Source organism: Lysobacter sp. Soil_C_15, from assembly GCF_057657315.1.
Map to the genome: position 1 here is coordinate 869,337 of NZ_JBDGIR010000001.1, position 24,215 is coordinate 893,551.

Below are 24,215 nucleotides of genomic sequence, written 5' to 3' on the forward strand. Positions count from 1 at the left end.
CCGGCTTGTTCCGCAACGATCGCGTCACGACGGCTATCGGACCTGTACGGCATCGACCGGCATGAAGTAGCTCTCCGCCACCACCGCCGGCGCCGACTTGCCCAACAGATAGCCCTGCAGCTCGTCGCAGCCCAACTCGCGCAGGAAGGCCGCCTGTTCGGTGGTCTCCACGCCCTCGGCGACCACCTGCAGGCCCAAGTCGCGCGCCACGGCGAGGATCGCGCGGGTGACGGAGGCGTCCAGCGCGCTGTGCGGCAGGCCCTGGACGAAGGTCTGGTCGATCTTGAGTTTGTCCAGATCGAAATGTTTCAGATAGGTCAGGCTGGAATGGCCGGTGCCGAAATCGTCCAGAGTCAGCTGCGCGCCCAGGGCCTTGAGCGCGCCCAGTTCGGCTTGCACCCGGCCCAGGTTCTCCATCATGGTGCTCTCGGTCAGCTCGATCTCGAGCATCTCGGCAGGCACCCGATATTCCTTCAACGCATCGCCGACCGCGCGATGCAGGCCTGGCCGTCGCAGTTGTTGCGGCGAGACATTGACCGCGACGGTGAATCCGGCGTATCCGGCATCGAGCCATTCGCGGATCTGCCGGCAGGCCTCGCGCACCACCCAGGCGCCGATTTCCGGCATCAGGCCGAGGCCTTCGGCGACCGGGATGAACCGATCCGGCGGCACCTTGCCGAACGAGGGACCGGTCCAGCGCAGCAGCGATTCGAAACCGGTCAGGCGTCGGTCGAAGGCGCAGAACTTGGGTTGGTAGTGCAGGGCGAATTCCCCGGACTGCGCGGCCTGGCGCAGCAGCCCGCCCATCAGGATCCGGTCTTCGATGTCCTGCATGTCCTCGGTCTGGAACGAGCAGACGCAGTCGCGGCCGAGGTTCTTGCCGCGCTCGGCGGCCGCCTGCGCATGCCGCAGCAGATCCAGCGCGGTGCGGCCGTGCGCGGGCGCATGGCTGACGCCGATGGTCGCGGTAAGCAGAACCCGGTAGCGCTCGACTTCGAACGGCATCGACAGCAGGTTACGGATGTGCTCGGCCAGGCCCACCGCCGCGGCGCTGTCGCCGCCCTGCTGGACCACCACGAACTCGTCGCTGGCGAAATGGCAGACGGCGATCTGCTGGCCGGCCAGCGATTGCAGGCGCATGCCGACGGCGCGCAGGACCTCGTCGCCGTTGCGGTGGCCGATCGAGCCGTTGATGCCGTGGAAACGGTCGAGATTGACGAAGATCACCGCGGCGAAGCCGCCGCCCTCCTCGACCGCGCGGATCATCCGCGGTTCCAGGATGGAATACCGCTCCAGGCCGGTCACCACGTCGTAGCGGGCGTGGTAGGCGACTTCGGCCATCAGCCGCTTGTGTTCGCTCAGGTCGCGGATGAAGGCGGTGAAATACGGCGCCGCCCCGCTGTCGCTGCGGGTCACGGTCAATTCGACCGGGAACCGATCGCCGCCGGCGCGGACGGCGACGAGTTCCAGCCGCCGGTCCAGGACGGTCGACACGCCGGTCAGCAGGTGACGCTTGAAACCCTGCCGGTGCGCGTCGCGGAACTCGGGCGGCACGATGACTTCGGCCACTTCCAGACCCAGCACCTGCTCGCGCTTCCAGCGGAACACCCGCTCGGCCGCGGGATTGAACTCCCTGATCCGACCCGCCTCGTCGATCACGACGATCGCGTCCAGCGCCGAGTGCACGACGCCGCGGTATCGCAAGTCGCCCTCGGAGGGGCGCGCAACGCTCTGGCCTGCAACGTCCTGCATCAAGTCCCCTCCCAGGCACTTGTGGCGCCCCGCCGGCGCCAGGCCGCCGCCATCGCCCCTCGGCTCGCCGGGTGGCGTCGGCGCGCTCGACCGTTCGGCGGATTATTGCCGCAGCGCCGCAGGTCGCGGCTGTCGCAGGTCTCCGTTTCGGCAGAAAGCGGTCCCCGGACAGCGTGGCTCCATTGAACGGGGGTCATTGTTTGGTTCGCGTGAGCGACGCGGCCGGCGCCAGGGCGCCGTCGACGCCCCCTGCCCGGGCGGATCGGGCGGATCACCGGACTGGCGGCCGGGCCGGACGAAACCGACGCACGGCGATGCGCGTTACGGTTCGGGCCCGACGACGCGATGCGCTGCGCTTGTCGGCGAGCGCGCGGTCGGGCAACGGGCGGCGGCGATGGGGAGCGGTTCCGGGCGCCGTTCGCGGGACGCCCTCTGCCGCGCTTGTTAGGATCGTGCTCGAACCACCGACTGGGCCGGATGCATGACAGATCGAACCGGCGTATCCGGATCCTGCCACTGCGGCCAGGTGCGGATCGTGCTGAAGCGGTTTCCGCCGACCGTCACCGAGTGCAACTGCTCGCTCTGCCGCCGCTATGGCGTGCTCTGGGCGTATGTAGAGGCCGAGTCGATGATGGCGAGCCCCGATGAGTCGCTGACCGACCGCTACGCCTGGAACGGCCGGCACGTGGATTTCCATCGCTGCAAGCGCTGCGGCTGCGTCACCCACTGGATGCCCAGGGATGCGCGCCGCCAGTCTCGCGGGGTCAACGCCCGCCTGTTCGAACCGGCGGTGCTGGCGAACGCGACCCGGACGTTCCGGGACGGCGCGAGCAAGTAGCTCGATTGAGGCGAGCGGCCCCATCGCGGGGCCCACACCCCGGGGCGCCGTAGGAGTTCGGATTCCGTTGATCGCGCGCGGGCCGCTGCACATGCGTGCGCGCCACGACGGCGCTGGCGCACAGACCCTGGCGCGCCGGCCGTGCGACGTCAGCCGCGAACCGCGGGCCGCGAACCCTTTGGGTCGCGGCCCGCCGCGTGCCGCGTTTACTGCGGCGCGTCCTGCAACACGATGTCGTCGAGCTGGAAGCCCGCGCCGTGGTTGGCCGACCCGCCCGAACCGAGCAACTGCACCCATACGCTGGCGGTCTGCGCCGGCGGCTGCAAGTTGGCCGTCACCTGGGCCCAGTCGTCGCCGGCCGCGCCCAGCGATACGTCGCTGTACGAGGTGTCCTCATCGCCGGTCGCCGGGGTGCCGCCCTCTTTGAGCCAGCGCAGGCGCACGCGCGCGTTGGCGGGCAAAGGCGGCGTGCCGGCGACGTGCCGGACCCAGAAGCTCAACCGCTTGGCGCTGCTATCGGAGAGGTAGCCCGGGTGGTTGGCGAGCGCGGCGGCCCAGTAGTTGTCCTCGATCGTCAACTGCAGGCTGTGCGCGCCGCCATGGCCGGCATCGGCGCGGGCGACGCGGCTGCCGTACCACGGCGCCCACAGGCCGATCGAGCCTTCCAAGGTGGCGGTCGCCGGATCGATCAGGTTGAACGCCGAGCCGTCGGTGGTGCTGCCGGCATCCTGCAGGTAGGGCGCGGCGCGCCAGGCGTTGAAGCTCATCGTCTCGCCGTAGCGCTTGGCGAAACGCCAGGGCCCGTAGTAGTGGTTGTCGGCGAAGCGGTTGTTGTTGTTGAACATCACATCGTTCTGCACCTGCTGGACGGTGTACGGCGACCAGCTGAGGTTGTTCTCGCCGGTGGCGTACAGCGCCTGCGCGCCGCAGAAGCTGGAACTGCCGCAGGGCACCGCGACCGGATCGAAATAGAACTCGTTGCCGGTCACCTGGATGTTCTTGGCGTGCCAGCGGCAGTCGCGCTGCAGGATGGGATCGCCGTTGATCTGGGTGTAGCACGGATGCAGGTGGCTGACCGGGTCGGGGTACTTGCTCGGGCTATTCGGGTCCGGGCGCACGATCAGCGCCGGATGCACGAACGGGGTGCAATAGACCTGGCTGGTATTGCCGTTGGAGTTGCAAAATCGGTTGGAGCTTTCGTAGATCGACACCCCGGAGAAATTGTTCTCGAAGTAGTTGTCGTAGATTCGCAGCTGATCCGATCCGCTGACCTGGGTGGGCAGGCGGCTGTCGCCGCCGGATTCGGACAGATAGATCGCCGGCGCCGGCGCGCCGCGGTCGCTGTTGCCCGAGACCCAACCGTTGTTGATGAAGGTGTTGGCGCGGATGGTGGCGTTGTAGCTGATCTCGTACCAGATGCCGACGCCGTCGTTGTCGCGGATGTAGTTGTTCTCGAACAGGAAGTCGATGTTGTTGGTGTCGGCCCACAGGCCGGTGCCGCGGTTGTGGTGGACGTAGTTGCCGACCACCTTGGCCCCGCGCACGTCCCAGAACTTGCCGCCGCCGGTGCAGCCGCACTTGGTGCTGGCCTCCCAGTCGTCGACGTTGTTGCCGACGATCTCGTTGTAGCTCAGCTCGATGTCGACGATCGCCGAGCGCCCCGGAACCGGTTGTTCGGGCGTCGCCGGACCCTCGCTCTGCAGCGGCCACTTGAACATGCTGAAGCCGTACTGGCCGTTGTCTTTCAGGCAGTTGTAGCGGACCTTGTTGTGGCTGCCCAGAAACACGCCGGCGCCGCGGTTGTTGGCGATGGTGTTGTACTCGATCGTCCAACGGTCGCCGGCGTCGTGGTTGACCACGCCCTGGTCGAAGTTGCCGTAGTCCAGGGCGGGGTCGTCGCTGTAGCGGCCGAAGTTGCGGATGGTCAGGTAGCGCACCACCACGTTCTGCGCGGTGCTGGTGAAGGCGTAATGGTTGAGGTTCTGGCCGTCGATGATCGCGCCGGGCCCGCCGATATAGGCGTTTCCGTCGCGGGCGATGATCTGGCTGTACTTGTGCGTGCCCAGGGTGTGCACGCCGGGCGCGAACCAGAAGGTGCCGGAGCGGCGGAAATCGAAGCCGCTGTTGTCGCCGGCCGGGACCACGATCGCGCCCTCCGGCGGCGTCGCCGGGCCGCTGGGCATGACCCCGGCCTGGCAGTAATTGGCCGGCGGTTCGCCCGGCCACATCAGGCCCGCGTGGGCCTGGCCTTCGCCGCCGATGCGCGGCGGCGCCGCGATCGCCGGCGCCGCGGCGAGTCCGCTCAACAGCACAGCCGGCAGCAGGCGCGCGAAACGCCGGCGCCGGAACGAGGAGTTGCGAAAGTCGATAGCCACTGATCAATCCCCTGGACGATGACGATGTAAATGGCCGGCGATGGTCGCCCCACGGCGACCGGCCCGGCTCCGGCCACGACGGCCGGCGGGCGGGATCGCATAGCGCCCTGCCCGGTCCGCCGACAGATTCGGACCGGACGTTGATGCCAGCGGCTGTCATCCCGTCGTAGTGGCCGCCGTCATGACTTACGCACGTTGTGATGCAATTGGCGGTAGCGGCGGGGAAATCTGCGCCCGAAGCGAACGTCGGCGCGCCGGCGCTGGTTCGGCACAACGTTCATGTCGACGAGCTGCCTGCGCCAACACCGATCCGGCCTGGTCTATCGGGCTTGGAAGGAGGCTCGACGAAGGGCTGGTGATCGACCTGCTGCCGCTGCGCAAGAGCCGCGTCATGCCACTGCATTCTTGCCCGCCGGTATTTGAAGATAATGGTTTGCGCTGACTATTCGCGCATGGACAGATGTCCAATTCGAATCAGAGTTTTCCTACAGACATTCTCTGGCGAAAACCAGAACACTAGACACCACCGATTGCTTCGTCGCTAACGTCGCGCAAATCCAATCCGCATAGATCCATTGTTTCGAACGGGGTCGTCGCAGCCGCACCGAAGCCGCCCAGGCTGGTGATCCCGACGCTAGAGTAGAGCTCCGCGCCGAGACCGATCGACACTTCTCGCCACCCGCTTCGAACCTGTCCGAGCCCACGATGAAAGCGACCACGCCCCTCCTTGTTGCCGTCTGCATCCTGGCTGCGCTGGGCGCTTGCTCGAATGCGGTTTTGGATCCCAAGTACGAACGTAATCCGGAGCCACGGCAGAAGTATGTCGTGACGGCAACGGTAGACGGAGCCCCAGGGCCATTCGAAGTCGCTACAGCGGGCGCGCAGTATGTGATTGGTCCGACACAGACCTGCATGCCTTCGGCCGAACCGATATCCGGCACTTTCCCGACACCGTCTCGGGCCGGGGCTTCTGCGCAGGTTCGAAAGTTGTCAGGAGACAGATTCGAGTTCGATATCTATCTGGATGCGATGCGTCCTAAAGACTACTTCGGCAAAGGCGTCTGCACCTGGGTCGTGGAAGGCGTGAGCATCCGTCTCAAAGCGAGAAACGCTACGAATGAGCGTGAATTCGTCGCGTTTTTGGATCAAGAGCAGCTCTTAGGTCAGCAGCCGGTAGTTCTATATGCCCGCGGAAGTCTCTACGGAAAAGTTCCTGGTGCGTACGATGAAACGGAAGAGGCAATTGAAGAACAACATGCGGCCAGCCGCTACGGAACCGATGCAGGAAAGCTTTTCAAGATCACATTGCAGTCCCAGGAATCAGTCCAGTGACTATCAGCAGCCTCCATTATGCGGAGCTTAGTGATATCGCTTACGAGCCGCCCGCCCCCTTGCCCAATGGAGACCACTATGTGCGTATTGGCGGCGTTAGGTACGACATTCTCGAAATCGCCGACAACAGATTGTCCGGCTATCAAGGCGTCATGTTTCAGCGCTCGGATACCAAGGAAATAGTGGTTGCCCACCGCGGCACCGAGTTCTTCGGCGAACCGCTCGACGACGTGACCCGCGCGGATGGCGGCATGGTCGCCCGGCGCGCCAACCAGCAGGCGGCCGACGCCATCGCCTTCACCCGCAGGGCCATGCAGCGCGCCGAGGAACTGGGCGTTCCGGTCAGCGTGACCGGGCACTCGCTGGGCGGCTGCCTGACCCAGATCAGCGCGGCCAAGCTCGGCCTGTATGGGGAGACCTTCAACGCGTTCGGCGCGGCGGATCTCAACCTGCGCATTCCCGAGGGCGGCCGCCAGGTGGTCAACCATGTCATGGCCGCGGACTTCGTCAGTTCCGCCAGCCGCCACTTCGGCGAGGTGCGCGTCTATGCCAGCCGCCACGACGTGCAGACGTTGTCGCTGGCCGGCTATGCCAACAACGACAGCCGCTACGCCGACCCGCGCAACTTTCCCTTTGCCGCCGGGGCCGGCGCCCTATCGCACAGCCTGCACAACTTCCGCGACAGCGACGGCGACCGGCAACCCGACGTGTCCGTGCTGCGCGACCCGGAAACCCGGGTCAATGCTCACCGTTTCCACGACATGATCGACAAGTTCCGCAGCGATGTATGGACCCTGCGCGAAGGCATGTCGCTCGGCGGCGCCGTGCTCCGGGGGCCGAAAGGCGTCGCCGAGGAAATCCTGCGGCACGTTCCCGAGAAATCTCCCGACAGCCCGTTCGAGGACGCCCAAGGCGCGCTGCCGGCCGGCGAAGTACGGCCGTTCGATCCGCGCCGTCCGGAGCATCCGCAGCACGCGATGCACGCCGCGATCCGGCTCGGCGTGGAGCGGATCTTCGCCGAGCAGAGCCGGCCGTTCGATCAGGCCGGCGAACGCACCAGCGCGGCCCTGCTCGCGAACGCGCGCGAGAATGGGCTGAGCCGGGTCGACCATGTCGTCGCCGGCCGCCGCCGGGGCGCGGGCACGGACCTGTTCGCGGTGCAGGGCGAGCCGCACGACCCGGCGCATCGGCGGGCGCAGGTCGACACCGTACTCGCGGCCCAGGTTCCGGTCGAAACCTCGTTCCAACGCCTGGCCGCCGCCGACCGGCAGCAGGCCGCGGCCCAGGAACAACATCACCAGGAACAGGCCGTGGCCGCGATCGCGAGAACCGTCTGAGTTTTCCGACCAGCCGCTTCCGGCTGCACGCTCGTCGCACGCGAGCGCGCCCCGCTTCCCGCCATGCTCTCCTGCGCTGCGTCGATCGCCGATCGTTATCGCCTGCCGTAGGCGTAGGACGCCGCAAGCCTCACAATCGGCGACCTAACGGGAAGACGGCTCGCGCAGACGATGCCCGCCCACGCCAGGGACATGCCATGACCGCAACCGACCTCACTCCCTTGCTGCTCGACGCGCTCGGCCAGCGCATCGAGACCGATCCCGCGCAGGCGCTGGCCCAGGCCCTGGGCGGCAAGCCGTTCAAGCACGCGACGCCGAACGGCGGCGGCCACCTCGGCAGCGGCAAGCTCGGAATCGAGGTCGGCACCGCGATGCGGATCGACAACCGCGCTTATTTCCCGCCGCGCAAGGACGGCCGACGCTGGGTCACCTGGGTCTCGCACGCGTTCGTCTATCCCCACTACCGCGGCTCGCTGCCGGCCGGGTTCGACTGGACGATGGACGAGGCGGCGCTGGGCGCGAACTTCCGCCGCCGCGTCGAGGGCGCGGTCCAGGAGGTGCGCTACGTCTTGCCGGCGCCGCGCGAAGGCCTGGCGGCCAAGGCCATGCTCGGTTCGAACGGGCGGCCCAAGTGCCTGCTGCTGCGCGTCGCCGAAGAAGGCGCCTATGCCACCGTGTATCCGGACGGCAAGCCCGAGCACTCGGTCGAGGACGGCTTCTTCGCCGCCTGGGCCGCCTTGAACGGCGTGCTGCGGCCGGACCGGCTCGCCCCCTTACGGCTGGACGCGCTGCGACAGCGGCGGACCACCCCGTTGGGCTTTCTGATCGACGACCTCGGCGGCCTGTTGTGGGAAGGCGACGTGAGCGCGGACCATGCCGCGTTCTGCCATGCCTACATGAACCGGCTGATGGAACCGGAACAGGCCTGCGCCCTGTTCGACGCCGGCGAAACTTTCGGCGACACCAATCATTGGCGCAAGGCCGGCGAGGCGATGACCGAAGACGGCTGGGACAACTACGACCGCATCGCGCCGCGCTACGCGCAGCGCTGGGCGCAGTGGCAACGCGGCGAGATCCGTTCGATGGTCGACTGGCCGGACGACATGGTGCCGTCGGACGAGGACTGAGCGCGATCGCGCTTGCCGCAGCAGCCGGTCCCGCCGCGCGCGCGGCCAAGCGGCGGCACGGCCTCGACGCACGGTCGCGGTCTTCACCGGCCTTCTCCGCGCACTTCGGCCCGCGCGCGCTCCCAGGCTTTGCGCGCGATCGGCGCCGCCTGCTCCCAGGGCAAAGGCGAATCGCCGCGCACGTGCTCGTAGCGCTGGCGCAAGCGCGGCAGCAGTTCGTCGAAACTGCGGTGCGGGTAACCGATGTATCCGGTGAGGCCCACGTACAAGGCGGGGGCGACGTCGCGAAAGCTCAGGTCTTCGCGGTAGAAGCTGGAGGAGCGGTAGTTCAGCATCCAGTAGCCGAGGCCGGTGGACGCCGGGCCGCTCTCATGAGGTCTCTGGCTCATGGGTCTTAGCGGACTTGGGATATCCCTGCGCGGCGGATTTTTGCCAACCGCCGCAAGCGGCGTCAAGCCGGTCCGCGGCCGCGCGTACGCGGTGGCGGCAAGCGTGCGGCCGGGCCGGGCGGACGGGCCCGCGCGGCGGCGCCGCCGATGCGGCGTGGACCTGCTGCCACGCCACATCGGAAAGCACACATGACTTAATTGCGAACGGGCTGTCGCGACGGGTCAGATGTTGACGTTCGCGATCGGATCAGCAGGATCACGCGACCCAGTCCATCGGTTCCGAATAGATCAGCACCAGGCCCATGGCGCGCAATTCCGGCCCCAAACGATATGGCCAGGACGGGTTGTCGGTGTCGAAGCACACCGTCACCACCTTGGCCGCCTGATGGACGACTTTCAGATTACGGATATCGGCACAACGGTCGGCGAGGCGCTGAGCGCGGTCGACCAGGTCGGCCAGGGAGCGGAAGCCGCCGGCGCGCGCAGTCAGCATGACCAGATGCTTGTTGGAGGTGACCGGGTGCTTCGCAGAAACATCCATGGCGACGGCGGTGTTGTCCTGCAGCCACGGGCTGAACGAGTGAAGTGTGTTACGAAGCATGGGGTGCCCCTCTGTACGTTGGTGTACAGTGAACCGCGTCACAAAAATCATGCCAAGTTTGGCGGCCCAGGCCGGCCCGCTTCGCCACCGCTGACAGTCCGCTCGACGCGACGTCCGCCGTTCCCGCCGACCGCCCCCGGGCCTGCGATGGGCGGCCGCGCTCGCCGGCCGACCGGCGTCGACCGCGGCGCGCCGGCCTGCTTCGCCTCGCGAAACGACGGGAGCGAAGACGCGGACGATCGACGCGCGCAGCGATGCCGCCGCCACGCCGTATGCGGCGTGCGAGCGGCGACGGGTTCGCATAGGGCGGTCGCCCCATTCGCTCGCGAAGACGCGGTCGCGTCGACCTGCGTCCGTTCGCGGCTTGCGCCGTTCATCCGGCCGGCCGCAGCGTTGCCGCTCCCTCGCCACGACCCGAGACCGCCATGACTCAAGACCAGATCCGCCGCTACTTCGCCGCCGACCCGGCGGTGCGCATCCAGATCGCCTGCGCCGAAGACGGCAGCCCGCAGTTGGCCTGGGGCGACAGCTTCTGCTTCGTCGTCGACGACCAGGGCCGAAAGAAGAAGATGCCTTTCGCAACCATCGTCACCAAGGACTACCCCGGTTTCGACGACGCCTCGCAACTCGATCGCGGCGGGCGCTTCCGGCTCAACCTCGATCTGGGCAAGGACCGTTTCGGCCAGCTGTTCGGCTTCGCCCCGCGCGAGTTCGCCGCGCACCGCGACCGCTTCGACTTCAGCGAAGCCGACCGCCTGTTTCCGCATCCGGCTTATGGCGCGAACGGCTGGGCTTCGGTGATCGACCCCGGCCAACGCGCCGGCGCAGCGCTGGCGGAACTGATGGCGTTCGCGCTGCAACGGGCCAAGGGCTGAGCCGACGCTGCGACGCGTTGCGCATGCGCCGGCTGCGCGGCCGGTCGCGAGCGATCGGTCCGATCCGAGTCGGGCCGCTCAGGCGCAGGCCGCCAGCTCCGCCCGCACCGATTCGCCCTGCGCGCTGAGCCAGCGCGCGACCCAGTTGGCCGCGGCGGCTTCGGTGCGGAACGGGCGGCTGACGTGGTCGCGCACGCCGAGATGGCGGCGGATCGTCGCCACCGCGCAATGGCCCTCTCGCGGCGGCGTGACGGTGGCCAGCCAGGCTTCGGCATCCTCGTCGGGCACCGCGACCAGGTGCGAGGGGAAGATCGAGCCGGAAAACGGAGCCTCCCAGTGGAAGCCGGTGGGCAGGTCGTGCGGGGTCGGGGTCGTGTCCATGCGGCGGACCCTAGCCGGCCTGGGTCTCGCCGGCTAAGACGCGACCGCCGGCCGATGCCGCCCGCAGCGCGACCGGCGACCGGCGAGGATCCGGACCCGGCTCGCAAACCGCGCATCCGGCCCTCGCGTCTGCGGCGGCCGTCGCAGACGCGCCGGTCCGCGGCCGCGACGATGGCCGGGCGGACCTTCCAGGGGGAACAACGCATGGCCAGACTGCCGCTCAAGGAGGCTTCGGCGATGAGCGACGCCGAAGCCACGCAATACGCGCGCCTTCCCGCCAACCTGACCCGCGCCCTGCTCGCTACCGGCGGCTGCGCCGAGGCCTTCCTCGACCTGGGCTTCGCCCTGCGCCGCACCAGCCTGTCGGTGCGGCACTACGAAATGGCGATCCTGCGCGTGGCCAAGCTCAGCGGTTGCGCCTATCAGCGCATGCAGCATCTGCAGCCGGCCTTGAACGCGGGCTGGAGCGAAGCCGACATCGAGACGATCGAGAGCGGCCACTGGCAGCGCCTGGCCGCACCGGATGCGATCGTGCTGCGCCTGGTCGACGAATGCGTGGCTCATCCGCGCATCGCCGACCCGAGCTTCAAGCGCGCCCTGGCCCTGCTCGGCGAACGCGGCGTCGCCGAACTGATCCTGCTGACCGGCTTCTACATGATGACCGCGCGGTTTCTGGAAGGGCTGGACGTGGACCTGGACGCGCAGCCGTCGCCGCAGCTGTTGTCCTACCAGAACTGAGCGCGCGCGGCTCCGGCGCCGGGCCTCACTTCACCCGCCGGAACCGGCGCAGGAAGTGCACGCCTTCGCTATCGCCCTCGATGGTCAGCACGTCGCCGTCGAGCTTGAACGGGCGCGGCTGGTCGGTGCCGGTATAGCTCGGCATCAGGCTGCCCACGACCTGGTGCACCACCGTGCTGCGCTCCGCGTCGACCCGGTAACGGCCGAAATAGGCGACATAGCCGTCGTAGGCGGCGCGCACCTCCGCGTCGGTGCCCTTGGCGTCGTCGCCGGACGCGAACCGCGGCGTCGCCGGCGTGCGCATCACCTGCACGTGCAGGCGGCCGGTCGGATCGTAGACGATGTAGCCCTCGGGACGCTCGCCGTACGGATGGGTCACCTGGCCCGAGGCATCGGTGTCGGCGATGGTTTCGACCTTCCAGGTGCCGACCAGGGCGTCGGCATCGGCCGCGACCGCGGCGAACGGCAACGGGCACAGCGCCAGCGCCGACCACAGCGCGACCAGGCCGCGCGCGGGTACATGTTTCATCGGTGGCTCCGGGGTTCGACGGGGTAGCGCGGGTCCGGCATGCGCCGCTGCGCGCGCGTTCGGCGCAAGCGCGCCGACGCCGAGGCTGCCACACCGGCGCCGCGGCGGCTTATGCCATCGGTCGTGCGCGCGCATGCGCCGCTGCCGACCTCCGTCACTGGCGCGATGAGGACCGATCCGATCCGGCCCGGCGCCGGACCAGCGCTTCTTCGCCCTGGCCTTGGGCGCCCGCGAGCGCCGGGCCAGTTCGGTCAGGCGCGGCGGCGAGCCCTCGCCGTCGAGTTCGTCCAGCAGCGCCGTCGGATAGTCGTCGAACAGGTTGCCCCACCAGCGCTTGAGCGCGGTGTCCCAGACCCGCCAGCCTTCGCCCGCGACCGGCTTGCCGACGTAACCGCGTTTGCGGGGTCCCATGCCGTTCCCTGGATGGCGAGGGTGGCACAGTGTGCCTGGCGAACGCGGCGAGTTGCACATTCGCCTTCTCCCGGCCTACACCCGCGGCGCGGGAAGGTATGCGCACACGCAATCGCGCCCCGTACCGCACGCCATGGCCCAGGTTTTCCGCGCCGACGACGACATCCGCTCCCTGTGGACGGCGCTGACCGGCGACGGCCTGATCGGGGTCATGGGCCCCAGGCCGCAGGTCCAGGCGCGCCTGGCGCTGATCAAGGCGATCGTGCAGGCCGAGGACCTGGCCGACCGATACCGGATTTGCGCCTACCCCTGTTCGGCGCAGTCGACGATGGGCGTCGCCTACGATCCGCGGCGCTATCGCCGCGACCAAGCGCGCCTGGCGCTGGACTGCCGGCTGACCGAACCGGCCGGGGCGGGCAAGGCCGCCAGCGGGGAGCTGCCGGGCAGGCGGCACGCCGGGCATACGCACGGATAAGCCGGCAAGGCGACGCCGGCGACGGCGACCGGCGGCGCAGGCCGCGCGGCGATCGTCAAAAGCGGGGGCGGCCGCGACCGTCGTCGCCGAACCAGCACAGGGCGTCGAGCTCGCCCGGCGAGAGATAGCGGACCAGGATCTCGTCGTCGTCGGGCGGATGGATCAGGCGCACCGCGGTGCTCGCGCCGGACCCTTGATGGTGGGCTTTGGCAGCGGCGCAGGCGGCCGCGATGGCGTCGGCACGCAGCGGGTAACGGCCTCCCGACGGTTCGTCGGCGTCCGTCCTCACGGTCCATCGTCCCAACGAATCCTCGATGACATCGAAGTAGCGCATCGCCTTGCGACGTTTCCTTACGTCGCGCTCCCTGTCTGACCGGCCCACCGCCCGCACAGAAGATATCCCAATCCGCCGCTAGCGCCCATCACGCACGCCGTCGCTTCGGTGCAACATGCGCGGCGGACGAGGCGCCTGCCGTCCGGCTCGCGTCGCAGCCGCAATCGCGAACCGGCGGATCGCGGCGAAGCCGGAAGCCGGGCCCGGATCGATCGCCGCACGGCGCAGGTCACGTCGCGGCGGCGACCGCCTCGCTATGCTGGTCGGCGACCGGCGCGCCGTCGCCGCACCGAACGGAGCCGCGCTATGGACCGGGCCCTGGACACCGTCACTGGCGAGGAAGTGGATGCCGAGGACCTGTGGGACCTGGAGGCCGTCGATCCGGGCCGCTACGAATGCCACGGCTGCGACATCCAGGTGTTTCCGGCGTCGTACCGCAAGGACATCAACAAGAAGCGGCCGTACTTCTTCAAGCCCAAGGACATCGAGCACCATCCGGACTGCGGCGCCCAGGACGAGGACGGCTGCCTGCAGCGCGCGCGTACCGAGCGCGTCCCCGAGGAACAGCTCAGCCGGGCCGGCTTCATGCCCAACCGGCTGGTGCTGCGCGCCGCACGCGAAGTGCAGGCGCCGCCCGGAGGCGCCGGCCAGCCGGTCGCGCGCGGAAGTCGGCCGGGCGGCGGCGGCGGCGACGCGGCCGGCGCCGGCGACATGCGGCGCCATGCGACCACCGCCAACAGCTTGCGCCGGATCGCCAAGGACTACGCGCGCTTCCCCAACAACCGCAACAGCCCCCTGCACATCGACGGCATCGCCGGCCGCAGCTACGAGCGGGCGATCGCGCGGCTGAAGTTCGACGCCGTGGTCCGTTACGGCCAGGCCCAGGTCTGGCTGAGCCAGATCGCCTGGAGCGCGAAGCACGAAGACGATGCCGAGCGCTACGAGATCGTACTCAGCGTCGGCGATCGCCAGGACGGCCGGGTCACGCGGCCTTACCGCGTCCGCGTGCACTGGGCGAGTTGGAGCGCCCGCGCCCGCAACGCGCTGCGCACCGAGGTCGAAGTGCTGGTGCAGGAGCACAAGGCGCACCGCGGCAGCGGCAAGGCGGCCTGGGTGTTCTTCATCGGCGAGCAGGACGCACAGGAACCGGCCTTGTTTCACGTCCGCGACCGGCGCCTGATCTGCACGCTGTACGGCGAAGTGCCGGTCTCGGGCAAGGCTTGAGCCGCGCCGCGTCGCGCCCGCATTACGGGTTCAGTTGGCACACTTGACGCAAGGCGCAGGCAGGCGTCGCGGCGCGGCAGACTGTGACCCGACTCGACCCATTCCGCGCTCAGCGCGCCGGCAGCGCATCGGCCGCGCGCCGCGGTAACGGCATCGATGGCGCCATCCCGGCCCAGGCCATTGCCGCAGGCTCGCTGGGCCGGGCCGGAACCGTGATTTCGCGCGTGGGCGCCCGGCCCGGCGCATGCCAGGCGGTGCAGAACACGAATGCGGCCAGGCCGCATAGCGCCGCCTGGGCCAAGTCGCTCAGGCCGCGCGCCAGCGCGGACGCCACCCGCGCGCGATCGGGCGGCCGCCATCGGCTCGGTCGCGTCGCCCGCTTCACGCCAGTTGCGTCCCGATCACCAGGACCGCGATCAGGACCAGAAAGAAGGCCACCAACCAGGCGGCGGTCGACGAGGAACCGAGCGCGCGCTCGGCCGACGTGTCGGGAAGATCATCCATTCGCGACTCCAAGACGCCACAGACTTCGTGATTGTCCTCACAAAATCCGTGCCAGCACGCGAATGTGCTTTTTAATTCGGTTAAGGCAGCCAGTCGCTGAGCTCGGCGTAGATCAGCACCAGGCCGCTGGACTTCAGCTCCGGCACCAGCCGGCCCGGCCAGTCGGAGCGATCGGTTTCGAAACTGACCGTCGCCTCCAGTTCGGTCTGGCGTTCGACCCGGAAGTTGCGCACCTCCGGCACCCGCGCCATCGCCCGGCGCGCGAGGTCGCCGACCACGTCCACCGACGCGGCCCGTCCCGACACCGTAGTGAGCATCAACAAGTGCTTGCTCATCGATCGCTCCTGTGTGCAGCGGTGGACTTCATCCTCCCGGGTCGGACCGTGCAATTTCTTGCCGTTGGTCGGTCGGGCGACGGTGTCCGGCCCGCCGCCCGGATTTCGTCGGCGTCGTCGCCGCCTCAGCGCGGCGGGTCGCTGGCCGCGCAGACCAGGAAGAAATCGCGGTCGGCGGGAGTGCCGGCGTGGTCGAAGGTGCGCACGACCCACACCGTGTATTCGCCGCTGCTGTGCGGATTGGGCAGGGTATCCGGCCAGAAGGTCAGGCTGGAGCTGCGCGTACCGGGATGGCTGACGGTGCCGCTGCAATAGGTCGAGCGGGTCCAGATGCGATCGCTGATCTCGCCGTTTTCGATCCATACCCGGTACACCCCCGGCCCCTGCCGGTCGGCGCTGTGCACGCGGCAGGTGCTCCAGCGGTCGGGGATGTCCTGTTCCGACATGCGCACCGTGCCGTCGGCGTTGACGTAGCCGTAGCAGGCCACGGCTTGCGCCGCGCCGGGCAGGCACAGCGAAGCGGCCAGGATCGCAGCGGGCGTGCAGGTTGGGACGATCTTGCGTTTCATGATGGCGTCCTCACGGATGGTCGACGATGCGAACCCGCCGCGATGCCGCGTCGACGCGGCGCGCCGGCGAAGTCCGCATGCGTCGGTGTAGACCCATCGCCGGCGTTAAACCGTGCGCCCGGAGCGCGTTCGTCCAAGGTCGTAGGATCATCGCCGCGCGCGCCCGGCGCGGGTTTTCCGCGTCGCGAAGCGGTTTGTCGGCGACGAAACCGAACGCGCGGACACAACGCGCCCGGCAGCGGCGTCGTGCCGGCTCAGATGCGGCAGCAGTGCAGGATCGCCGCGTGCGGCCGCTGCCAGTACGCGCGCATGAAGCGGTCGGCGGACTCGTGGCGGTCGCCGCCGAGCAGGCCGTGCTGGACCCATTGCACCGGCGACAACCCGGCCTGGTGCATCGCCGATTCCAGGCTTTCCTTGCTCCAGTAGTAAGCGGTCACGCTGGCGTCGAACGGCGGCTTGCACAGGTCCAGGCGGACCTTTCCGCCGTCCACGTCGGCACCGTCGGGCATCATGCGGAAACCGTAGGGTTCGTAGTAGTCGCGCTGGCGCACGTAATCGGGATGGATCGGCAACGCGACCAGGCGTCCGCCGGGCTTGAGCGCGCGCGCCATCGTCGCGCACATCTCGAACAGTTCGTCGGCATTGGTCGCGTACGGCAGCACGTATACCGACAGCACCAGGTCGAAAACGCCCTCGAAGTCCCGGCCGAGCGCGGACACGTGCTCGATTCCCAGCCGCTCGCGCGCCTCGCGCTGCCGCGCATACGCCAACATGCCCTCGGACACGTCGTAGCCGACCACCCGGCGCGCGCCGCGCTGCTTCATCCAGCGCGCGTACATGCCGTTGCCGCAGCCGAAGTCGAGCACATCGCGGTTGTGCAGGTCGCCCAGCACGGCCAGCACGTTGGGGATCTCCATGTCGCGACGGAACGGCCACGTCGCCATGTCCTCGTACATCGCCGCCAAGGCGTCGAACTGAGCAGCCGCTTGCTGACCCATCTGCGATTCTCCGGCTCTCCGGCCCCGCCGGCCGGCGCAGCGCAGGGGCCGCGCGACCGCTGCGGGCGCAGAGCAAACCATGCGGCCGCCGGGTGCGGGCTCACCAAGCCTCACATTGCGACCGCAGGCAAGGCGGCGCCGTGCGGTACGCCGAGGCGGGCCGCCGCAGCGCGGCTTGGCGTCATTCTATGATTATCGCGATTCTCGCGCGTCGCACGGCGTACAGGCGCGCAGCGGGCGATCGCGACGCGCCGAGACGTCGCGTCCAGCCCGCTGCGTTCCTGCATCGACCGCAGCGATGCGTTCGGTGCCGCTGTCAGTTGACCGTGCAGCTCAGCGTGACCGTCACCGATCCGCCGTTGGCGATCGTGCCCAAGGGCGTGCCCGCATCCAGCCCGGCCAGGGTCAGCGGCGCCGCCGGACAGCCCGCGCCGGTGCAAACCGGCGGCGCGGTGCAGCTCAAGCCGAGCCGGTTGGCCGCTTGGTCGCGCAGAATCGCGCCGGTCACCGCATCCGGGCCGGCGTTGGTCACCACGATGGTGTAGGTCGTGGTCGCGTTTCGGCTGACGCTGTCGCCGGCCTGATCGTCCGCGCCGGCGGTGGGCGTGTTGGTCTTGCTGATGCGCAGGTCGGCCAACGGATTGCGGGTGTTGGTCAGAGTGCAGGTCAGGTCGTCTCCGGTCGTCGCGGTCAGATTGAAGCTGGTGCCGCTGCCGCTCGGCGTCTGCCCGCCGGCCAGCGCGTTGGTGCAGGCGTAGCTGGTGGCGTAGTTGCCCAGGCTGGCGCCGGCCGCGGCGGTTTCCGACAAGGTGTAGACGCCGCCGATGGTGCCGGTATTCAGAACAGCCACTTCCGTCGCAGTGCTGCCGCTACCGGTGGTGGTGGTCGTCGCCGGGCCGCCGGGGCCTGCGATATTCAGCACGAACTGGTCGGCGGCGACGAAGCGGCCCAGCGGCAAGGCCTTGGCCAAGCGCAAAATCGGCCGCTTGCCGTTGCTGAAGGAGCAGGTGATGTCCGAAGCCGCCGACAGCGATGCGCTCGGCAGCGTCGCGCGACGGTTGGCCAAGTCGTAGGTCGCGCCCGCCACCGCCGCGCCGCCGGCCTGGGTGCAGGCGATCGCGGTCAGCTGCCAGTCCGCCGGCAGCGCGCTTTCGGTCACCGTCAGGGTTGCAGCGAGGTCGTCGATCGACACTGGCGTGCCGGTCACCGTCGTGTTCGCCGCGACCGTGGTCAGCGGGCCCGGCTGAGCCAGCGTATTGGTCGTGGTGAACGCGAACGGACCGCCGGCAGCGGCCTGGGTCAGCTTGGCGACGCGGATCTGCGGGTCGACGATGCTCAGCGCATGGTCTTCGACTTCGCCGGTGCCGGCGACGCCGGTCGCGTTGGCGATCTCCAAGGGATTGGCGGCGGTGCGCACGCGCAGGAAGGTCGCGCCGGCGGCGATGTCGCTGGGCACGGTCCAGGTCATGGTCGCGTTGCCGGCGGCGCACAAGGCCGTGGCGGAACGCTCGTCGCTGTCGAAGGTGCCGTTGCGGTCGAAATCGATCCAGCCCGCCACCGAGGCAGTACCGACGCAGGCCGCCGTCATGCTGTAGCTGTTGCCGCTCAGACCGCGGTACAACGGCGCAATGGCGGCGATGTTGACGCCGTCCTCGTCGTCGGTGCCATTGCTGGAGTTGCTATCGTCGCCAAGCGCGTTGGCGCTGAACAGCGAGGCGGTTTCGACGTCGGCGCGGGCGCCGAGCAGGGCAGTGATCGGCTGCGCTTGGGTAGCCAAGCCGGTATTGAAGATGTTGGTCGTGGTGCCGTCGGCCAAGGTCCCCCCGTTCCAGCTGTACTGCGGGATGTGGGCGGCCACTCCGTAGCTGCTCGGCGCATCGCCGAAGTCGGCGACCTCGAGCATCACGCCCAAGGCCACCGCCTCGACCGCCGCGTTCAACTCGATATTGGCCGTGCTGGCGTTGTCGATGAAGAATACACCCGTCGGCCCCGGCGGATTGGCGCCGACACCTCTGCAATCGCCGATCCCGGTCATACGATAGGTCGTTCCGGTCCGGGTGACGTTGTAGGGATCGGTACAGGTGGTGCCGCGTATGCGCTCGATTACGCGCATCGTCGCGGTAGCCGGCAGCGTGGCCTGGATGTATTCGCCGCCGCTGGTGGATTCGGCGTCTGCGAACACCAGGCCATCGAGTGGATAAGGTACGCCACCCAACGTCGCAGAACAGCTATAGGTAAAAGTGACATTGCCGACAAGACGATTTCGCACGCCGATGTCCATCGTATTGGCCGTGCCGGTGCCGCCGATGTTGTACAGATCGTCGAGGCCGTCTTGAATGAAACCGCCCGGCCGGTAGATGCGCAAATCCGGGTCGGGGTTAGCCGAGTTTATGTTGCTCAAGCTGCAGCTCACCGACAGCGTCTGTCCGCCGACATTAAAGTTATTCGTCACCGTCGTACCGGCCTGCGGAATATCGGTGTCGAACGTGCCCCAATCGAACCACAGGATCTGATTGCGGTACTGGCCGCTACCGCCGGTGGCGTACTGCGCCGAGGCCGGCGTCGGCGCCATGACCGCCGCCAAGGCCGCTATTGCGACAGCCAGTACAGTGCGCCACGAACCGAACGCGGAAGACCGCAATCCGCAATCCGCGGCATCTGCGGCATCTGCGGCATCTGCGGCATCCGCGGCATCTGCGGCATCTGCGGCATCTGCGGAATGTAGCTTCGCCGTTCCACCGCGCGCGGGCTGCATGGCGTTCATCGAGACGGTCCCCTGTTGTGTCCGAGCGCATTTAGTGGCATCGGTCACAATTATGCCCAGGCCAGCAGCACGCGCTGCAAGTTGCACGGAATAAGCGAACTCTCCGCCATCGTCGCCGCGACTCGGCCTGTTCGTTTTAATTGATTGATTCGAATAGGAAAAAGGCGCAAGACCGGCTGCGGGCGACAGGCGCGCAACCGATAGGCGGCCGCGAAATGACACATTTCCCGGCCCGCGGGGCTTAAGCGCCCGCCCGCGTGCAGGCGTCGCGACCGCAGTGGCGCACTAAGGCGAGGCAGAGCGCAGGCTGCCGGCAAACGAACGGGGCGGGCCCGTCGCCGGCGCCCGCCCCGTTCGCGACCCAGCGAGGGATCGCCTGGTTTACATCTCGATGCAGTCGAAGCGCACGTCCGGATCGACCTCGGCGTCGTAGTCGACGTCGTCGCGCTCGAAGCCGAACAGCTTGAGGAACTCGTGCTTGTAGCCGGCGTAGTCGGTGAGCTGGAACAGGTTCTCGGTGGTGACCTGCGGCCACAGCGCCTTGCACCGGTTCTGCACGTCCTCGCGCAGTTCCCAATCGTCCAGGCGCAGGCGCTGCTGGTCGTCGGTCGCCGGCGACTGGCCGTCGTCGCGGTACATGCGCTCGCGGAACAGCCGGTCGAGCTGCTCGATCGGACCTTCGTGCAGGCCCTGTTCCTTCATCACCTTGAACACCAGCGAGATGTACAGCGGCATCACCGGAATCGCCGAGCTGGCCTGGGTCACCACCGACTTCAGCACGGCGACGTTGGCCGCGCCGCCGCCGTGCGCGCGCAAGCGCGCGTCCAGGCGTTGGGCGGTGGCGTCGAGGTCGAGCTTGGCCCGGCCGAGCGCGCCGTGCCAGTAGATCGGCCAGGTGATTTCGGTGCCGATGTAGCTGAAGGCCACCGTGCGCGCGCCCGGCGCCAACGCATCGGCGCGGTCCAGCGCGTCGATCCACAGCTCCCAATCCTGGCCGCCCATCACGGTGACGGTGTCTTCGATCTCCTGCTCGGTGGCCGGCTCGATCGAGGCCTGGACGATCTGGTCCTTGTTGGTGTCGATCGCGGTCGAGGTGTAGGTGCTGCCGATCGGCTTCAGCGCAGAGCGCTTGACCTCGCCGGTCGCCGGCAGCTTGCGCACCGGCGAGGCCAGCGAATAGATCACCAGGTCGACCTGGCCGCCCATCTCGTTCTTGATCAGCTCGATGGCTTGGGCGCGCACTTCGTCGGAGAAGGCGTCGCCGTTGATCGAACGCGCGTACAGGCCTTCGGCCTTGGCGAACTTGTCGAACGCGGCGGAGTTGTACCAGCCGGCGGTGCCGGGCTTCTTCTCGCTGCCGGGCTTTTCGAAGAACACGCCGAGGGTGTCGGCGCCGAAGCCGAACGCGGCGGAGATGCGGGCCGCCAGGCCGTAGCCGCTGGACGCGCCGATCACCAGCACCTTCTTCGGACCGTCCTGGCGCACGCCGCGGGCGCGGGTCGCCTGGATCTGGTCGCGCACGTTGAGCTCGCAGCCGAGCGGGTGCGTGGTGGTGCAGATGAAGCCGCGAACCTTGGGATGGATGATCAACGCAGTATCTCGTTTGTGGGGCGTCGGCGGCATCTTAGTGGCTGCGGCCGGTGCGCAGAAGCCCTGCGCCGGGCCTGCGCCAGACGCACGCGTACAGTCGCGGCGCGGCGCGCGCGGCCGTTCAGGCCAGCCCCAGCGTGCGGTCCCATTCGGGTTCCTCGCCGAAGCGTTCGACCAGGAAATCCAGGAACGCGCGCACGATCAGCGGCATCTGCCGCCGCGACAGGTACACGCCGAACACGCCCATCTCGTCGGGCGCGTAGTCCGGCAGCACCCGCGCCAGTTCGCCTGAGACCAGCATCGGCGCGACCAGATAAGTCGGCAGCAGGCCGATGCCGGCGCCGGCGCGCACCGCCTGGGCGATCAGGGTCGCATCGTTGGCGCTGATCGAGCCTTCCACCGCGACCGTGCTGACCTGGCCGTCGCGATGCAGCGACCACAGGCTTTTGCCGACGTAGTGATGGGTCAGGCAATTGTGGGTGGCCAGGTCGGCCGGCCGCTGCGGCAGGCCGCGCGAAGCCAGATACGCCGGCGCTGCGCACAGCACGGAGCGGCAGACGGTGATCCGGCGCGCGATCAGGCCCGGCTCCAGGCTGCGGCTGATCCGGATCGCGACGTCGATGCGCTCCTCGACCAGATTGACCGCGCGATCGGCCAGGACCACGTCGATCGCCGCGCCCGGGTGGCGGCGGACGAAATCGGCCACCGCGCCGGCGAGGTGGCTGAGCCCGAGCGAGGTGCTGCAGGTCAGCCGCAACTGGCCGTGCGGCACGCCTTCGGCGTCGGTCAGCGCGGTCTTGAGCTCGTCGCCGACCGCGAGCATGCGCCGGCAGCGTTCCAACGCCACCTCGCCGGCCGGGGTCAGGCTGAGCCGGCGGGTGGTGCGGTGCAGGACCCGCGCGCCCAGCCAGTCCTCGAGCGCGGCCAGGTAGCGCGTGGCCATCGCCCGCGACATGTCCAGGGCGTCGGCCGCGGCGGTCAGGCTGCCGCGCTCGGCGACCTCGACGAAAACGGTCATGGCGGTGATCCGGTCCATATCTGCGCGGTCCGCTCAACAAATATTTCGCTTATACGGCATTTTTTGCGCCGTTTCACTCAACTATCGTGCGGTCCTGCCCATCCACGACCGCCCCGCGGTCGAATCCAGGATCCGTCATGACCTCCTCCACCATCGCGGCCGCCCCCGTCGCCCGCCTGCACTACCTCTACGACCCGCTGTGCGGCTGGTGCTATGCCGTCGCCCCGCTGATCGCCGTCGCCGCGTCGCTGCCCGGGCTGGCGCTGGAACTGCACGCCGGCGGAATGATGGCCGGCGCGCAGCGCCGCCAGGTCGGCCGCGACTGGCGCGACTACGTGCTGCCGCACGACCGCCGGATCGCCCAGCTCAGCGGCCAACCGTTCGGCGCGGCCTATTTCGACGGCCTGCTGCGCGACGAGACGGCGCTGCTCGACTCCGAGCCGCCGATCGCCGCGGTGCTGGCGGCGCAGGCGCTGGCCGGACGCGGCCTGGAGTTGCTGCAGCGGATCCAGCGCGCGCATTACCAGCACGGCCTGCGCATCGCCGAGCCGGCGACCCTGCGCGCCCTGGCGGTCGAACTGGGCCTGGACGCGGCGGCCTTCGATGCCGCCTTGGCCGCGCACTGGGGGACGCCCAGCCAGGCCCATATCGAGGCCAGCCGCGCCCTGCTGCGACGCCTCGGCGGCCATGGTTTTCCGAGCGTGGCGCTGGCCATCGACGGCGCGCCCGCCGCGCCGCTCGACATCGGCCGCTACCTCGGCCAGCCGGACGCCTGGCGCGCGCACCTGCTCGAACGCCTGGCCGGCCTGCGCGCCGCCGCGCCGTCGGCGTTCGGTTGCGCCGCCGACGGTTGCGCCCTGCCCGCTTGATCCGCTGCCCATCGAGGAACCGCCGATGTCCACCGCCCACGCCCGAATCGCCAGCGCCCAGGCGCGCAAACTGCTGCGCACGCTGTGCAACCACTGGCGGCACAAGTTCGAGCTGGAATACGCCGACGATCGCGCCCGCATCGTGTTCGATGCCGATACCCAGTTGCGCGCCGGTGCCGACGAGACCGGTCTGGCGCTCGAACTCATCGCGGCCGATCCGGCGCGCCTGCATGCGTTGCAGGGCGTGGTGCTGGAACACCTGCAACGTTTCGCGCGCGAGGAAACGCTGGCGGCCGATTGGCGCTGAGCGGCCGAGTCGCGGGGCCGCGAGGATGACGGCGGGCGGGATCGCGGAACGACGCTAGGTGGGTTTCGCTGCGCGCTCCCAAGCCGTCAGGCCCGCGCAGGCGGGCATCCACAGACTTCAGCGTCCTGCCTCGGCCAGCGGGCAGCTCGGTGCGGGATCGGCGAGCCGCTCAGCGCGATCCGGCCGCTGGGCTGTGCGCCGCGGGCGCAGGGGACGGCATGGGGCCGCTGGCCTGACTGCGGCTGGCCAGCAGCGCGGCGACCACCGCCAGGGCGGTAGCGCAGGCCAGCGCGATCACCGAGGCGCGCGAGGGCTTGCGCCCGCCTTCGTCGTCGTCCGGTTTTTTGGTCCATCGGCCCACGGGGGGCCTCGCTGGCAGCATCATTCAGTGATACTGGTCACAAAAATCATGCCATCGGCGAAAGCCTTGCGTATCGGGGCCTGCCGGCTGCACGGGCATGGACACAACTGACGCGCAGCGGACAGGGGCACGCCTGTGCGTCACATCCTGTCGTGTGCCGACAGGCCCATGGTCGGTCCGTT

26 protein-coding genes are annotated in these 24,215 nt (G+C 68.9%); 11 read left to right on the forward strand and 15 right to left on the reverse strand.

What is annotated here, in order from left to right:
* Window positions 1–33 precede the first annotated feature (33 nt).
* On the reverse strand, window positions 34–1,752 hold the full coding sequence (locus AC3A57_RS03740) for a putative bifunctional diguanylate cyclase/phosphodiesterase (protein WP_487577633.1): 1,719 nt from the start codon (window positions 1,750–1,752) through the stop codon (window positions 34–36).
* A gap of 481 nt (window positions 1,753–2,233) precedes the next feature.
* Here AC3A57_RS03740 and AC3A57_RS03745 point away from each other — a divergent pair, with 481 nt between their 5' ends.
* Window positions 2,234–2,590: a GFA family protein gene (locus tag AC3A57_RS03745; RefSeq protein ID WP_487577634.1), complete on the forward strand. Its 357-nt coding sequence runs from the start codon at window positions 2,234–2,236 to the stop codon at window positions 2,588–2,590.
* Between the two features lie 206 nt (window positions 2,591–2,796).
* Here the strand turns inward: AC3A57_RS03745 and AC3A57_RS03750 are convergent, their stop codons facing one another.
* Entirely contained in the window at window positions 2,797–4,965 is a 2,169-nt protein-coding gene (locus AC3A57_RS03750; RefSeq protein ID WP_487577635.1) for a right-handed parallel beta-helix repeat-containing protein, read from the reverse strand.
* Window positions 4,966–5,146: 181 nt separating this feature from the next.
* On the opposite strand from AC3A57_RS03750, the gene AC3A57_RS03755 reads away from it, so the two are divergent.
* The 4 genes from AC3A57_RS03755 (at window position 5,147) to AC3A57_RS03770 (ending at window position 8,761) form a co-directional block, all read left to right on the forward strand.
* Window positions 5,147–5,407, forward strand: coding sequence for a hypothetical protein (locus tag AC3A57_RS03755; RefSeq protein ID WP_487577636.1), 261 nt, complete (start codon window positions 5,147–5,149; stop codon window positions 5,405–5,407).
* Window positions 5,408–5,670: 263 nt separating this feature from the next.
* Window positions 5,671–6,297 (forward strand): hypothetical protein, encoded by a 627-nt coding sequence (locus AC3A57_RS03760; RefSeq protein ID WP_487577637.1) that lies wholly within the window; start codon window positions 5,671–5,673, stop codon window positions 6,295–6,297.
* On the forward strand, window positions 6,294–7,634 hold the full coding sequence (locus AC3A57_RS03765; protein WP_487577638.1) for an XVIPCD domain-containing protein: 1,341 nt from the start codon (window positions 6,294–6,296) through the stop codon (window positions 7,632–7,634). Before AC3A57_RS03760 ends, AC3A57_RS03765 begins: the two co-directional genes overlap by 4 nt.
* A 197-nt stretch (window positions 7,635–7,831) precedes the next feature.
* Window positions 7,832–8,761 carry a hypothetical protein gene (locus AC3A57_RS03770; protein WP_487577639.1) on the forward strand — a complete coding sequence of 310 codons (930 nt, stop codon included), beginning with the start codon at window positions 7,832–7,834 and terminating at the stop codon, window positions 8,759–8,761.
* Between the two features lie 83 nt (window positions 8,762–8,844).
* On the opposite strand, the gene AC3A57_RS03775 is transcribed toward AC3A57_RS03770, so the two are convergent.
* Window positions 8,845–9,150 (reverse strand): hypothetical protein, encoded by a 306-nt coding sequence (locus AC3A57_RS03775; RefSeq protein WP_487577640.1) that lies wholly within the window; start codon window positions 9,148–9,150, stop codon window positions 8,845–8,847.
* Window positions 9,151–9,406: 256 nt separating this feature from the next.
* On the reverse strand, window positions 9,407–9,751 hold the full coding sequence (locus AC3A57_RS03780; protein WP_487577641.1) for a hypothetical protein: 345 nt from the start codon (window positions 9,749–9,751) through the stop codon (window positions 9,407–9,409).
* A gap of 425 nt (window positions 9,752–10,176) precedes the next feature.
* Here AC3A57_RS03780 and AC3A57_RS03785 point away from each other — a divergent pair, with 425 nt between their 5' ends.
* Entirely contained in the window at window positions 10,177–10,626 is a 450-nt protein-coding gene (locus AC3A57_RS03785) for a DUF6194 family protein (RefSeq protein WP_487577642.1), read from the forward strand.
* A 78-nt stretch (window positions 10,627–10,704) separates the two neighbouring features.
* On the opposite strand, the gene AC3A57_RS03790 is transcribed toward AC3A57_RS03785, so the two are convergent.
* Window positions 10,705–11,007 carry a hypothetical protein gene (locus AC3A57_RS03790; protein WP_487577643.1) on the reverse strand — a complete coding sequence of 101 codons (303 nt, stop codon included), beginning with the start codon at window positions 11,005–11,007 and terminating at the stop codon, window positions 10,705–10,707.
* A gap of 204 nt (window positions 11,008–11,211) precedes the next feature.
* On the opposite strand from AC3A57_RS03790, the gene AC3A57_RS03795 reads away from it, so the two are divergent.
* Complete coding sequence (locus AC3A57_RS03795; protein WP_487577644.1) at window positions 11,212–11,745, forward strand: carboxymuconolactone decarboxylase family protein; 534 nt, start codon at window positions 11,212–11,214, stop codon at window positions 11,743–11,745.
* Between the two features lie 25 nt (window positions 11,746–11,770).
* Here the strand turns inward: AC3A57_RS03795 and AC3A57_RS03800 are convergent, their stop codons facing one another.
* Window positions 11,771–12,274, reverse strand: a complete 504-nt coding sequence (locus tag AC3A57_RS03800; protein WP_487577645.1) for a lipocalin-like domain-containing protein — start codon at window positions 12,272–12,274, stop codon at window positions 11,771–11,773.
* 544 nt (window positions 12,275–12,818) lie between these two features.
* Between AC3A57_RS03800 and AC3A57_RS03805 the strand changes: the two genes are divergently transcribed.
* Complete coding sequence (locus AC3A57_RS03805; protein WP_487577646.1) at window positions 12,819–13,160, forward strand: hypothetical protein; 342 nt, start codon at window positions 12,819–12,821, stop codon at window positions 13,158–13,160.
* 55 nt (window positions 13,161–13,215) lie between these two features.
* On the opposite strand, the gene AC3A57_RS03810 is transcribed toward AC3A57_RS03805, so the two are convergent.
* Window positions 13,216–13,494 (reverse strand): hypothetical protein, encoded by a 279-nt coding sequence (locus AC3A57_RS03810; protein ID WP_487577647.1) that lies wholly within the window; start codon window positions 13,492–13,494, stop codon window positions 13,216–13,218.
* A gap of 306 nt (window positions 13,495–13,800) precedes the next feature.
* Between AC3A57_RS03810 and AC3A57_RS03815 the strand changes: the two genes are divergently transcribed.
* A complete protein-coding gene (locus tag AC3A57_RS03815) occupies window positions 13,801–14,718 on the forward strand; it encodes a hypothetical protein (protein ID WP_487577648.1) in 918 nt (305 codons plus the stop codon).
* 381 nt (window positions 14,719–15,099) lie between these two features.
* Here the strand turns inward: AC3A57_RS03815 and AC3A57_RS03820 are convergent, their stop codons facing one another.
* From AC3A57_RS03820 to AC3A57_RS03850, 7 genes are all read right to left on the reverse strand, one after another.
* Window positions 15,100–15,222 carry a hypothetical protein gene (locus AC3A57_RS03820; protein ID WP_487577649.1) on the reverse strand — a complete coding sequence of 41 codons (123 nt, stop codon included), beginning with the start codon at window positions 15,220–15,222 and terminating at the stop codon, window positions 15,100–15,102.
* Between the two features lie 80 nt (window positions 15,223–15,302).
* Window positions 15,303–15,557 carry a hypothetical protein gene (locus AC3A57_RS03825; protein ID WP_487577650.1) on the reverse strand — a complete coding sequence of 85 codons (255 nt, stop codon included), beginning with the start codon at window positions 15,555–15,557 and terminating at the stop codon, window positions 15,303–15,305.
* Between the two features lie 125 nt (window positions 15,558–15,682).
* The gene (locus tag AC3A57_RS03830; protein ID WP_487577651.1) at window positions 15,683–16,126 is read right to left on the reverse strand and encodes a hypothetical protein; all 444 of its coding nucleotides are present in this window, start codon (window positions 16,124–16,126) and stop codon (window positions 15,683–15,685) included.
* A 254-nt stretch (window positions 16,127–16,380) separates the two neighbouring features.
* Window positions 16,381–17,124, reverse strand: coding sequence for a class I SAM-dependent methyltransferase (locus tag AC3A57_RS03835; protein ID WP_487577652.1), 744 nt, complete (start codon window positions 17,122–17,124; stop codon window positions 16,381–16,383).
* 316 nt (window positions 17,125–17,440) lie between these two features.
* The gene (locus AC3A57_RS03840) at window positions 17,441–19,936 is read right to left on the reverse strand and encodes a CshA/CshB family fibrillar adhesin-related protein (RefSeq protein ID WP_487577653.1); all 2,496 of its coding nucleotides are present in this window, start codon (window positions 19,934–19,936) and stop codon (window positions 17,441–17,443) included.
* A gap of 333 nt (window positions 19,937–20,269) precedes the next feature.
* Complete coding sequence (gene fabV, locus AC3A57_RS03845; RefSeq protein WP_487577654.1) at window positions 20,270–21,478, reverse strand: enoyl-ACP reductase FabV; 1,209 nt, start codon at window positions 21,476–21,478, stop codon at window positions 20,270–20,272.
* Between the two features lie 121 nt (window positions 21,479–21,599).
* The gene (locus tag AC3A57_RS03850) at window positions 21,600–22,496 is read right to left on the reverse strand and encodes a LysR family transcriptional regulator (RefSeq protein WP_487577655.1); all 897 of its coding nucleotides are present in this window, start codon (window positions 22,494–22,496) and stop codon (window positions 21,600–21,602) included.
* Between the two features lie 137 nt (window positions 22,497–22,633).
* Between AC3A57_RS03850 and AC3A57_RS03855 the strand changes: the two genes are divergently transcribed.
* Together AC3A57_RS03855 and AC3A57_RS03860 are read left to right on the forward strand one after the other, a co-directional pair.
* The gene (locus tag AC3A57_RS03855) at window positions 22,634–23,365 is read left to right on the forward strand and encodes a DsbA family protein (RefSeq protein ID WP_487577656.1); all 732 of its coding nucleotides are present in this window, start codon (window positions 22,634–22,636) and stop codon (window positions 23,363–23,365) included.
* A 25-nt stretch (window positions 23,366–23,390) separates the two neighbouring features.
* Window positions 23,391–23,672: a DUF2218 domain-containing protein gene (locus tag AC3A57_RS03860; protein WP_487577657.1), complete on the forward strand. Its 282-nt coding sequence runs from the start codon at window positions 23,391–23,393 to the stop codon at window positions 23,670–23,672.
* 169 nt (window positions 23,673–23,841) lie between these two features.
* On the opposite strand, the gene AC3A57_RS03865 is transcribed toward AC3A57_RS03860, so the two are convergent.
* Window positions 23,842–24,033 carry a hypothetical protein gene (locus AC3A57_RS03865; RefSeq protein WP_487577658.1) on the reverse strand — a complete coding sequence of 64 codons (192 nt, stop codon included), beginning with the start codon at window positions 24,031–24,033 and terminating at the stop codon, window positions 23,842–23,844.
* Between the last annotated feature and the right edge of the window lie 182 nt (window positions 24,034–24,215).